Genomic DNA, 11939 nt, shown 5'->3' with positions numbered 1-11939 from the left:
ACAACTGACCGTAACCAGACGACTCTAGTCTGCGATCGCGCACCTCTCCCCCACTTCGCGGAGGCGCACGGAGTGCGTGCGGGGCGGCTCAGCCCGCGATCCGGTTCACCTTCGTCACCTTGCACGTCACTTTCTGCGTGACCTGGTCCTTGCCGGCAGCCGTGGTCGTCACCTTCTGACCGGACGCGACGGTCAGGGACAGGGCCGCGCCCTCGGACACACGCGTCCCGTCCGGGGCCCTGAACTCGACAGTGACGCCGTACGTCGAGGTCTTCGAGCTGTGGTTGTGGATCTCAAGTCCGGCCGAGGGCAGCCGCGTTGCCGCATCGACGGCACAGGACGTGACCCTCACATCGGCCGACGGCGGATTCTCGGGATTCCCGGGGTTCTCGATCGAACCCGCCAGCACGATCACCAGCACAACCACGACGACAATGACGACGACCACCGCGGCCAGAGCTCCGACGCAGCCCCACAGACACGAACGGTTCCGCCCCTGCTTCCCCGGAGGCCCGGCCGGCGCCGCCCACTGCCCGGCACCAGGAGGGGCAGGGCCGTCACCGGAGCGCCCCCACGAAGGACCACTCGCCGGCATGCTTGCCTCCTCCGTAGCGGATACCGCCACGCTAGGAAGCCGAAAGCCACCACGCGAACCAAGAGCACCCACCCAGGCGACTCCGAGCGAAAAGGTTGGTGCGCGGGGCCGACGGAACCGGGTAACGTCTTTGACATGTTCTTCCAGACGCCGATTTACGAGTGAGAGCGTGACGGGCCCCCGCTGACGCCCTTCGACGTCGCCGCCCGTCCCCCACCGACGAATCCGTAGATCACTTCACATCATTACCGGGAGAACCCGTGACCGTGAGCAAGAACATCAACAATCCCGTGGGCATGGGCGGCGGCAAGCGCAAGAAGCTGTCCCGCACCGAACGGCAGAACAACGGCCCGTACCGCAACCTCGACCGCCAGAGCGCAGCCGACCGAAAGGCCGAGCTGGTGCGCAAGATGCGCGAGAAGACAGGCGCAGCTGAGGCTGAGGGCGCCACGCAGGCGGACGACGACACCACCCAGAGCTGACACACCGCCGCCGCAAGGGCGGCACCGCACAGACCAGGGCCCGGACCGCTATACACGGTCCGGGCCCTGCTGCCGTCCCCCAGCACCTCCACGACGCGCCGCAGCGCCTCACTCACGTCAGTGCGTGTGCCCGCTCGTCGCAGGGTCCTTCTTGACCGTCAGGGGGAGCAGCTTCTTGCCTGTGGGGCCGATCTGGATGGAGGTGTCCATCTGGGGGCAGACCCCGCAGTCGAAGCAGGGTGTCCACCGGCAGTCCTCGACCTCTGTTTCGTCGAGGGAGTCCTGCCAGTCCTCCCAGAGCCAGTCCTTGTCGAGGCCGGAGTCCAGGTGGTCCCAGGGGAGGACCTCTTCGTAGGTGCGCTCGCGGGTCGTGTACCAGTCGACGTCTACGCCGAAGGCGGGGAGCGTCTTCTCGGCGCACTGCATCCAGCGGTCGTACGAGAAGTGCTCGCGCCAGCCGTCGAAGCGGCCGCCGTCCTCGTAGACCGCGCGGATCACGGAGCCGATGCGGCGGTCACCGCGGGAGAGCAGGCCCTCGACGATGCCCGGCTTGCCGTCGTGGTAGCGGAAACCGATGGAGCGGCCGTACTTCTTGTCGCCGCGGATCTTGTCGCGGAGCTTTCCGAGGCGTACGTCCGTCTCCTCCGCCGACAGCTGCGGGGCCCACTGGAAGGGAGTGTGGGGCTTGGGGACGAAGCCGCCGATCGACACCGTGCAGCGGATGTCGTTCTGGCCGGAGACCTTGCGGCCCTCGGCGATCACGTTCATCGCCATGTCCGCGATCTGCAGGACGTCCTCGTCGGTCTCCGTCGGCAGGCCGCACATGAAGTAGAGCTTCACCTGGCGCCAGCCGTTGCCGTACGCCGTGGAGACCGTACGGATCAGGTCCTCTTCCGAGACCATCTTGTTGATGACCTTGCGCATGCGCTCGGAGCCGCCCTCGGGGGCGAAGGTGAGGCCCGAGCGCCGGCCGTTCCTCGTCAGCTCGTTGGCCAGGTCGACGTTGAAGGCGTCCACGCGGGTCGACGGGAGGGACAGGCCGATCTTGTCCTCCTCGTACCGATCCGCCAGGCCCTTCGCGATGTCGCCGATCTCCGAGTGGTCCGCCGAGGAGAGGGACAGCAGGCCCACCTCCTCGAAGCCCGTCGCCTTCAGGCCCTTCTCCACCATGTCGCCGATGCCCGTGATGGAGCGCTCGCGCACCGGGCGGGTGATCATGCCCGCCTGGCAGAAGCGGCAGCCGCGCGTGCAGCCGCGGAAGATCTCCACCGACATGCGCTCGTGGACGGTCTCGGCCAGCGGGACGAGGGGCTGCTTCGGGTACGGCCACTCGTCCAGGTCCATGACCGTGTGCTTCGACACCCGCCACGGGACACCCGACTTGTTGGGGACCACTCGGGCGATCCGGCCGTCGGCGAGGTACTCGACGTCGTAGAACGCCGGGATGTACACCGATCCCGTCTTCGCGAGGCGGAACAGGACCTCCTCGCGGCCGCCCGGCATGCCCTCCGACTTCCAGGCGCGGATGATGTCGGTCATGTCGAGCACGGCCTGCTCGCCGTCGCCGATGATCACCGCGTCGACGAAGTCGGCGATCGGCTCGGGGTTGAAGGCCGCGTGACCGCCGGCCAGCACGATCGGGTCGTCGAGCGTACGGTCCTTGGACTCCAGCGGGATGCCCGCCAGGTCAAGCGCGGTCAGCATGTTCGTGTAGCCCAGCTCCGTGGAGAAGGACAGGCCGAACACGTCGAAGGCCTTCACCGGGCGGTGGCTGTCCACCGTGAACTGCGGGACCCGGTGCTCGCGCATGAGCTCCTCCAGGTCCGGCCACACGCTGTACGTGCGCTCGGCGAGAACGCCCTCACGCTCGTTCAGGACCTCGTAAAGGATCATGACACCCTGGTTGGGCAGTCCGACCTCGTACGCGTCCGGGTACATGAGCGCCCAGCGGACGTCAGTGGTCTCCCAGGGCTTGACCGTGGAGTTGAGCTCTCCGCCGACGTACTGGATCGGCTTCTGCACATGCGGGAGCAGAGCTTCGAGCTGCGGGAACACCGATGCAGCGACTTCGGCAGACATCTCGCAAACCTTTGGTGGGGTGAGATCCGACAGGGGTGACCATCCAGCCTAACGTGCCGGGAGCCACCCCCCGTCCGCCGTCCGGAGCGGAGATCCCCACCGACCGGAGCGGAGATCCTCAGAACACCGTCCCGCTCCGGATCGTCTCCCACGCCCCCGGCAGCCCGGCCTCGACGCCCTCCGCCGCCCGCTCCTCACGCCCGTACAGCACCCCGTACGTGAAGGCGTTCTCCCCCGCCGCGTGCGCCTGGGTCGCGACGTCGCGCAGGGCCTCACGGGCCATGACGCTGTCCTGGTGCTCGCCGAGCAGGTTCTGCAGGGACTTCATGTCGCTCGTCAGGCTCTTCGCGGGTTTGCCGAGGGCGGGGGTGGCCGCCTCCGCCGAGTACCGGGTGCGCTTGGCCTTCTTGCGGGCCTCGTGGATCGCGAGGTCACGGTCCGGGCCCGGCGGAGAGTCGATGGCTTCCGCGATCAGTCCGGACAGCTTGTCGAAGTCCTTGTGCACGGCCTTGGAGATCACCTTTTCCGGTTCGCCCGAGGCGGCCTTGAGCAGCGGCGGAGTGGCGAGGAGCGTGTCCAGGGCGGTGAGCAGGTCCAGGTAGCGCCTGCCGTCGAGGACCGCGATCAGCCGGCGCCGGGAGCCGGAGCGGCGGGCGTGCGACCAGGTGCGGATCCGGGTGCGGACCGGCCCGGTGAGCTGGGCACGCGGGAGTGCGGCGAGGGCCGCCGTCAGCCGCTCGGTCAGGACCTCCTGGTCACGGTCGACGCCCAGTTCCCCGGCCAGCCACTTCAGCTCGTCGCCGATCGGGTCTGTGACGGCCCGGTCCAGGATCTTCCCGTACGAGCGGAAGGCGCTGCGCATCCGGCGGGTGGCGACGCGCATGCTGTGCACGGAGTCGTACACGTCGCGCCGGACGGCGGGGTCGAGCTCGATGATCGCGTCGCGCTGGGCCCGTACGTACGCGAGGACGTGGTCGCCCGAGGTGACGGGTGCCGCTTCCACGACGGCCTGCTTGCGGGGCGCCTGGCCCGTCTCCCCGAGGGCCCTGGCCAGCTTGGACGCGGACTTGGAGCGGGAGACGCCGGCCTTGCGGAGTTTCTTCTCGACCTTGTCGAGGAAGGCGGGGTCGCCGTCGTCGGCCAGCTCGACCTCGATCTCGGTCCATTCGGTGGTGCCGTCGCCGCCGCTGAGCCGCTCGGCGTGTACGCGGTCGACACTGATCTCGGCGAGCAGGCCCCCGGAGTCGTCGACGAGGTGGCGGATGTCACGGGCCGACCGCAGCCGCACGACGGGGACCAGTTCGGCGTCGCGCACCCGGGAGCGGACGAGCCCGCCGAGCGTCCGGGGCACGGTGTCGGAGAGCGGGGCGTGGATCTCGTCCCGTACGCCTTCGGAGACCGGCAGTTTCAGGTGCCAGCCCGCGTCGTCGCCCCCGGTGCGGCGGCGCAGGGTGAGCGACGCGGCGGCGAGCCGTTGATCGGGCGTGTCGTAGTAGGTCGCGTCGAGTTCGGCGACGCCCTTGTCGATGACGGCCGAGACGCCGGAGACCTTTGTCAGGTCCGGCAGATCCGACAGTCCGGCGCTCTCATCGGCTTCGTATTTACGCTCGATCTCCCGCTTTGTGTCCGCCATGAACCGAATCTAGTCGCGAATCCGGCTCATGGGCAGCCCTCACATGTGCACTAGGCCGACATCGGTCGTTGGACGCGGATCGATTGCAGGAGTCCCACGGCCACCCAGACGGCGAACATCGAAGAGCCTCCGTAGGACACGAAAGGCAGTGGTAGACCCGCCACCGGCATGATGCCGAGGGTCATGCCGACGTTCTCGAACGACTGGAAGGCGAACCAGGCGATGATCCCGGCGGCGACGATCGTGCCGTACAGCTCGGTCGTCTCGCGGGCGATGCGGCAGGCCCGCCACAGCACGATGCCCAGCAGGACCAGGATCAGTCCGGCGCCGACGAAGCCGAGCTCCTCGCCCGCGACCGTGAAGACGAAGTCCGTCTGCTGCTCGGGCACGAACTGGCCCGTGGTCTGCGAACCCTTGCCGAGGCCGGTGCCGAAGAGACCGCCGGAGCCGATCGCGATACGCGCCTGGTTGGTGTTGTAGCCGACGCCCGCCGGGTCGAGCTCGGGGTTGGCGAAGGCCGCGAAGCGGTTGATCTGGTACTCGTCGAGGATCTTGAGCTGCCAGACCGCGATCGCGCCGAGGGCGCCGGCGCCGATCAACCCGAAGACCCAGCGGTTGGAGGCGCCGGAGGCGAGCAGCACACCCAGCACGACGATCACCATGACCATGACCGAGCCGAGGTCGGGCATGAGCAGCACGATCAGTATCGGTACGGCGGCCAGACCCAGGGACTGCAGAACCGTGCGGTGGTCGGGGTAGGGCTTGTCTCCGGCGTCGACCCGGGCAGCGAGCAGCATCGCCATGCCCAGGATGATCGTGATCTTCACGAACTCGGAGGGCTGGAGCGAGAAGCCGCCGCCGATGACGATCCACGCGTGCGCGCCGTTGATGGTCGCGCCGAGCGGGGTCAGCACAAGCAGGATCAGGAAGACGGAGATCCCGTACAGGATCGGTACGGCCGTGCGCAGGGTGCGGTGGCCGAGCCAGACCGTGCCGATCATCAGGGCGAAGCCGATGCCCGTGTTGAGCAGATGCCGGAACAGGAAGTAGTACGGGTCGCCCTGGTTGAGCTCGGTGCGGTTGCGGGTCGCCGAGTAGACGAGGGCCGCGCCGATCAGGGAGAGCGCGATGGCCGAGAACAGTATCGGCCAGTCGAGCCTGCGGGCCAGCGAGTCGCGGGCGAACAGCCGCGACCAGCTGGAGCGTTCGGGTCCGTATCCGGAGACGGAGAATCCGTTCGCGCCGGTCATGTGAGCGTCCTCCGCCTCTTCCTCGGGCGGGCCGAGCGCCTTCGGGCGTCGCGGTTGTCACCGGTGTTGGGGTTGGGCACGGTGGCGGCCGGGTCGTCACCGGACACCGGCTGCTGCCCGCCCTCCTCGGAGGCCTGCTCCTCTTTGGCCGGGTACTTCTCGACCTTCGGGGAGTCGATCGAACCGTCGGCCTCGATCTTCGGGAGGCTCTTCTGCGGGCTGTAGAGCAGGGCCTTCTTCTTGTCGATCGTGCCGTCCTCGGAGATGCCGTACAGCGCGTTGTAGATCTTGCGCACGGCGGGGGCCGAGGCACCGGAGCCCGTACCACCCTGGGAGATGGTCATGACGACCGTGTAGTCCTTGGTGTACGTGGTGAACCACGAGGTCGTCTGCTTGCCGTAGACCTCGGCCGTACCCGTCTTGGCGTGCAGCGGGATCTTGTCCTGCGGCCAGCCGCCGAACCGCCAGGCGGCCGAACCGCGGGTCGCGACTCCCGCGAGGGCACCGTCTATGGCGTCGCGCGTCTTCCGCGTCATCGGCAGCTTGCCGTGCGACTTCGGCTTGATCTCCTGGACCGTCTTGCCGTCGGGGCTGATGATCGCCTTGCCGACGGTCGGGTCGTAGAGGGTGCCGCCGTTGGAAATCGCCCCGTAGATCGTCGCCATCTGGATCGGGGTGACGAGCGTGTCACCCTGGCCGATGGAGTAGTTGACGGAGTCACCGGCACGCATCCGGTTGCCTTCGAGGCAGTTCTCGTACGCGATCTGCTGGGCGTACGAGCCGCCCTTCTTGCCGTACTTGCACCAGGCGTCCTTGTTCGCCTTCCAGTAGTCCAGCTTCCACTGGCGGTCGGGGACGCGGCCGGCGACCTCGTTCGGCAGGTCGATGCCGGTCACCTTGCCGAGGCCGAACTGGTGGGCCGTCTTGTAGAACCAGTCCTTGGCGTTCTTCTTCGGCTTGATGCCGCCGTCCCGCTTCCACTCCTCGTGGGAGAGCCGGTAGAAGACGGTGTCGCAGGAGACCTCAAGGGCGCGGCCGAGGCTGATCGGGCCGTACCCCTTCGACTCGAAGTTCTTGAAGACCTGGCCGCCGATGGAGTACGAGCTGGAGCACTCGTAGGGGCCGTCGAAGGAGTAGCCCGCGTTGACCGCGGCGGCCGTCGGGATGACCTTGAAGACGGAGCCGGGGGCGGACTGGCCCTGGATCGCGCGGTTCAGGAGCGGGTAGTTGGAGCCCTTGCCGGTGAGCTTGGCGTAGTCCTTGCCGGAGATGCCGCCGACCCAGGCGTTCGGGTCGTACGACGGGTTGGACGCCATCGCGACGACACGGCCGGTCTTGGCCTCCATGACGACGACCGCTCCGGAGTCGGCCTTGTAGTTCTCGCCGGTGTTGTCGTCGAATTCGTCGCGGGCGTCCTTCATCGCCTCGTTCAGCTCGTACTCGGCGACGCGCTGGACGCGGGAGTCGATGCTGGTGACGACGTTGGCACCGGGCTCGGCCTCGTCGCTCTTGGCCTGGCCGATGACGCGGCCGAGATTGTCGACCTCGTAGCGGGTGACACCGGCCTTGCCGCGCAGTTCCTTGTCGTACTCGCGCTCGAGGCCCGAGCGGCCGACCTGGTCGGAGCGCAGATACGGCGAGTCGGTGTCCTTGGCCTTGGTGATCTCCTCGTCGGTGACGGGCGAGAGATAGCCGAGGACCTGCGCGGTGTTGGCCTCGCCGGGGGCGGCGTAGCGGCGGACGGCCTGCGGCTCGGCGGTGATGCCGGGGAAGTCCTCGGCACGCTCGCGGATCTGCAGCGCCTGCTTGGCCGTGGCCTCGTCGGTGATGGGGATCGGCTGGTAGGGCGAGCCGTTCCAGCACGGCTGCGGCGTCTTCGAGTCGCACAGCCGGACCTTGTCCATCACGTCCTTGGCCTTCATGCCGAGGACGCGTGCGAGCTTGGTGAGGACGGCGTCGCCGTCGTCCTTCATCTTCAGCAGTTCGGTGCGGGACGCGGAGACCACGAGCCGCGTCTCGTTGTCGGCGATCGGCACTCCGCGGGCGTCCAGGATCGAGCCGCGCACGGCGGGGCTGACGACCTGCTGGACGTGGTTGCCGGAGGCCTCCTTGGCGTACTCGTCGCCGTTGCGGATCTGGAGGTACCACAGGCGCCCGCCGAGAGTGCCCAGGAGCGAGAGCACGAGGATCTGGATGACGACGAGCCGGATCTGGACCCTTGGGGTCCGGCCGGTCTCCGGGATGTTGGTCACTGATCCCCCTCCCTCAGCTCTTGCGGTGTGCCGACCTCGTGAGAGCCCACACGGTGTGCAGTTGTCGTGAGCGCCGCTCTCACAGCCGCTTGACCCCCTTGATGCGTCCCGCACGCGCGACGCGCGCCCTGGCCGCCTTGACTCTCAGGCCGCCGCGCTGGCTGCCGATGCTCAGACCCGTGCCGGAGGACAGCCAGCCCGCGGTGACGTCGGGTTTCTTGCCGGAACCGCCGCCGCCACCGGCTTCGGCGAGCGGGTCGTTCTCGGCGCGCCGGGCCAGGGCCATGATCCCGGGTACGACGAACGGGGCGAGCAGCAGGTCGTACAGGGCAGCCGTGAACAGCAGGCTGCTCAGGCCCACATGGCGGGCGGCGGTGTCGCCGACGAGGGCGCCCACTCCCGCGTACAGGAGCGTGGATCCGACCGCGGCGGCGACGACCACGGCCATCGGGCCGGTCGCTGACTTGAGCTGGCCGTTCTCGGGCTTGGCGAGTCCGGCGAGGTAGCCGATGACACACAGCACGAGGGCGTAGCGCCCGGCGGCGTGGTCGGCGGGCGGGGCCAGGTCGGCGAGCAGGCCCGCACCGAAGCCGATGAGGGCGCCGCCGACATGGCCGTAGACCAGGGCGAGGCCGAGGACGGTGAGCAGCAGCAGATCGGGGACGGCGCCCGGCAGGTGGAGCCGGGCCAGGACGCTCACCTGGATCACCAGGGCGACGACCACGAGGGTGGTGGAGAGCAGCATTCGGTTGAAGCGCATGGGATTCAGCTCCTACTTCCTACTGCTCTTGCTGCAGACCGTCGGCGGGCGCGTTCGCCGAGGGCGTGACCGTCACGGTCACGGTCGGCGTGGGCGTTGGCTCCGGTTTGGGCGGCAGCACGTCGTCACGTGGGTCCTTGCGCGGGGCCTGGACGACGACGCCGACGATGTCGAGCTTGGTGAAGGACACGTACGGCGTGACGTAGAGCGTGCGGGTCAGGTCGCCGCCGGAGGGGTCGACGCGGGACACGATGCCGACGGGGACACCGGGCACGAACGGCCGGTCGGCCTGGGATCCGAAGGTGACCAGCCGGTCACCCTTCCTGATCTTGGCCTTGCCGTTGAGCAGCTCCACGCGCAGCGGGCGGTCCCCCTGGCCGGAGGCGAAGCCCAGCTCGTCGGTGGCCTCCATGCGCGTGCCGACCGTGAAGTCGGGGTCGTTGGCGAGCAGCACGGTGGCGGTGCTGGGCCCCACGGTGGTGACGCGCCCGACCAGCCCGTCTCCGTTCAGGACGGTCATGTCGCGCTTGATGCCGTCGTTCGCGCCGACGTCGATGGTCACGGTCCAGGAGAAGCCCTGGGCCGCTCCTATGGCGATGACCTCGGCGCCCTTGATGCCGTACTGCCCGGCGCCGGCCGTCTTGAGGACCTTGTCGAGCTGTTTGAGGCGGCTGCGGTTACGGTCGTCGCTGCCCAGCTTCGCCTTCAACGCGGCGTTGTCGCGCTCCAGTTGGGCGATGCGGTCGTGGCGGCCGCCGGATCCCTTCACGGCCTCGATCGCGTTGCCGACGGGGTCGACCGCGGAGGACACCCCGTCCTCGATCGGGCCGAAGACCGTGGCGGCGGCCTGCCGGGCACCGTCGACCGGCGAATCCTTGCCACCGCGGATGTCCACCGTGATCAAAGCGAACGCGATGGCGATCAGCAGCACCAAGAGCAGCCGGCTCTCTCGTGTGTCCCTCACGTGCGGCGGCCGTGCCTTCCTCGTCGAATACGTGTATGGCTCACCCGGAAGATCCCCGGAGTACCCGGAGCGCGGACCCGCGGGGCGGCGTTATGGGGGAGCTTATGCCTGAATATCAACGATCCGCCGTACGAGAAGGGATCATCCCGTACGGCGGAATCGAAGAGTTACTTCATCTGCGCGGCTGGGCGTCCAGAACCTGCTGGAGCGCCTCGAACTCCTCGACGCACTTGCCGGAGCCGAGCGCCACGCTGTCGAGCGGATCCTCCGCGATATGGATCGGCATGCCGGTCTCGCGACGCAGCCGCTCGTCGAGACCGCGCAGCAGGGCGCCACCACCGGTGAGCACGATCCCGCGGTCCATGACGTCGCCGGACAGCTCCGGCGGGCACTTGTCGAGGGTGGTCTTGACCGCGTCCACGATGGCGTTGACGGGCTCCTCGATCGCCTTGCGGACTTCGGCGGCCGAGATGACTACGGTCTTCGGGAGGCCGGAGACCAGGTCCCGGCCGCGGATTTCGGTGTGTTCGTCATTGTCGAGGTCGTACGCGGAACCGATCGTGATCTTGATCTGCTCGGCCGTCCGCTCACCGAGAAGGAGCGAGTACTCCTTCTTGATGTGCTGGATGATCGCGTTGTCCAGCTCGTCGCCGGCGACACGGATGGACTGTGCCGTGACGATTCCGCCGAGCGAGATGACCGCGACCTCCGTGGTGCCGCCGCCGATGTCCACCACCATGTTGCCCGTGGCCTCGTGGACCGGCAGGCCGGAGCCGATGGCCGCGGCCATGGGCTCCTCGATGATGTGCACCTGGCGGGCGCCGGCCTGGGACGACGCCTCGATGACGGCACGGCGCTCGACGCCCGTGATGCCCGAGGGCACACAGACGACGACGCGAGGACGGGCGAGATAGCGCCGCTTGTGGATCTTCAGGATGAAGTAGCGGAGCATGCGCTCGGTGATCTCGAAGTCGGCGATGACACCGTCCTTCAGCGGGCGCACGGCAACGATGTTGCCCGGCGTCCGCCCGATCATCTTCTTCGCTTCCGCGCCGACCGCGAGGATGCCACCGGTGTTGGTGTTGATCGCGACGACGGACGGCTCGTTGAGTACGATCCCGCGACCCCTGACGTACACCAGCGTGTTGGCGGTCCCGAGGTCGACAGCCATGTCACGGCCGATGAACGACATTGAGTTCCCCATCAGGATTCGTCTGGCCTTCCCAAGTGGAGCTTTTGATGGCTTTTTAGGTCGGCGAGGGTGAGCGCTGTGACGTGAAGGCTTCCATCGTAGTCTCGCCTGCACGAACACCGCGCGAGGGTCTTCGCCATTGTGACCAGATGACGTGCCGCCCCGCTTCTGGAGACGGTCCATCGGGGGAACGCGTTCCCTCGATCGCCACGCATATGCCAACCGACAGCAGCCATTGTGCGCCGCTCCCAGGTCAGAAGCCCAGGTGCCTGACATGACATCAGAAGATTCCTGGTGAAGCGGGTTCCCGACGGGACGAACGGGTGGGTGCGGACTGAACAACGGGTGACGGGGCGGGGCGGCGGGGTCTGGGATGCGGGGCTTCGGTTTGCTGGACCTGGGAAGCCGGAGCTTAGCCCGGGCTTGCTGGGCCTGGACTACTGGGCTGGGCTTGCTTGGACCCGAGATTGCTGAGACTGGGCTGCGGGGCTTGGGCTTGCTGGGCCTGGGGGTGCCGGGCTTGGGCCCACTGAGCCTCGGGGGCCCGGGTGCTGAGTCTGGGCTTGCTGAGCCTGGGGGTGCCGGGCTTGGGCCCACTGAGCCTCGGGGGCCCGGGTGCTGAGTCTGGGCTTGCTGAGCCTCGGAGGCTGGGGCTGGGCTCGCGGGGCCCGGGTACTGGGTCTGGGCTTGCTGGGCTTGGGATGCCGGGCTTGGGCTCTGGGTCCGGGCGCT

At 68.3% G+C, this 11939-nt stretch carries 9 protein-coding genes; 1 reads left to right on the top strand and 8 read right to left on the bottom strand.

Translation table 11 applies throughout. The features are described from left to right. Nucleotides 1-88: 88 nt before the first annotated feature. A complete protein-coding gene (locus JEQ17_RS30830; RefSeq protein ID WP_200398190.1) occupies nt 89-448 on the bottom strand; it encodes a hypothetical protein in 360 nt (119 codons plus the stop codon). A gap of 407 nt (nt 449-855) precedes the next feature. Between JEQ17_RS30830 and JEQ17_RS30825 the strand changes: the two genes are divergently transcribed. Continuing rightward, nucleotides 856-1077: a DUF6243 family protein gene (locus JEQ17_RS30825; RefSeq protein WP_200398189.1), complete on the top strand. Its 222-nt coding sequence runs from the start codon at nt 856-858 to the stop codon at nt 1075-1077. Between the two features lie 117 nt (nt 1078-1194). On the opposite strand, the gene JEQ17_RS30820 is transcribed toward JEQ17_RS30825, so the two are convergent. The 7 genes from JEQ17_RS30820 to JEQ17_RS30790 all read right to left on the bottom strand — a co-directional run bounded on the left by JEQ17_RS30820 (nt 1195) and on the right by JEQ17_RS30790 (nt 11207). Beyond that, entirely contained in the window at nt 1195-3156 is a 1962-nt protein-coding gene (locus JEQ17_RS30820) for a TIGR03960 family B12-binding radical SAM protein (protein WP_200398188.1), read from the bottom strand. Nucleotides 3157-3274: 118 nt separating this feature from the next. Then, nucleotides 3275-4789 carry a CYTH and CHAD domain-containing protein gene (locus JEQ17_RS30815; protein WP_200398187.1) on the bottom strand — a complete coding sequence of 505 codons (1515 nt, stop codon included), beginning with the start codon at nt 4787-4789 and terminating at the stop codon, nt 3275-3277. A gap of 50 nt (nt 4790-4839) precedes the next feature. Beyond that, complete coding sequence (rodA, locus tag JEQ17_RS30810; protein WP_200398186.1) at nt 4840-6039, bottom strand: rod shape-determining protein RodA; 1200 nt, start codon at nt 6037-6039, stop codon at nt 4840-4842. Beyond that, nucleotides 6036-8291 carry a penicillin-binding protein 2 gene (gene mrdA, locus JEQ17_RS30805; RefSeq protein ID WP_200398185.1) on the bottom strand — a complete coding sequence of 752 codons (2256 nt, stop codon included), beginning with the start codon at nt 8289-8291 and terminating at the stop codon, nt 6036-6038. Before mrdA ends, rodA begins: the two co-directional genes overlap by 4 nt. A 79-nt stretch (nt 8292-8370) precedes the next feature. After that, the gene (gene mreD, locus JEQ17_RS30800) at nt 8371-9051 is read right to left on the bottom strand and encodes a rod shape-determining protein MreD (RefSeq protein ID WP_200398184.1); all 681 of its coding nucleotides are present in this window, start codon (nt 9049-9051) and stop codon (nt 8371-8373) included. A gap of 19 nt (nt 9052-9070) precedes the next feature. Then, on the bottom strand, nt 9071-10015 hold the full coding sequence (gene mreC, locus JEQ17_RS30795) for a rod shape-determining protein MreC (RefSeq protein WP_200398183.1): 945 nt from the start codon (nt 10013-10015) through the stop codon (nt 9071-9073). Between the two features lie 172 nt (nt 10016-10187). Further along, the gene (locus JEQ17_RS30790) at nt 10188-11207 is read right to left on the bottom strand and encodes a rod shape-determining protein (RefSeq protein WP_037747701.1); all 1020 of its coding nucleotides are present in this window, start codon (nt 11205-11207) and stop codon (nt 10188-10190) included. Nucleotides 11208-11939 lie beyond the last annotated feature (732 nt).

Origin of the sequence: Streptomyces liliifuscus, from assembly GCF_016598615.1 — a bacterium.
GTDB lineage: Bacteria > Actinomycetota > Actinomycetes > Streptomycetales > Streptomycetaceae > Streptomyces > Streptomyces liliifuscus.
The sequence above is the reverse complement of the archived record's forward strand: the minus strand, read 5'-3'. Positions and strand labels throughout refer to the sequence as shown.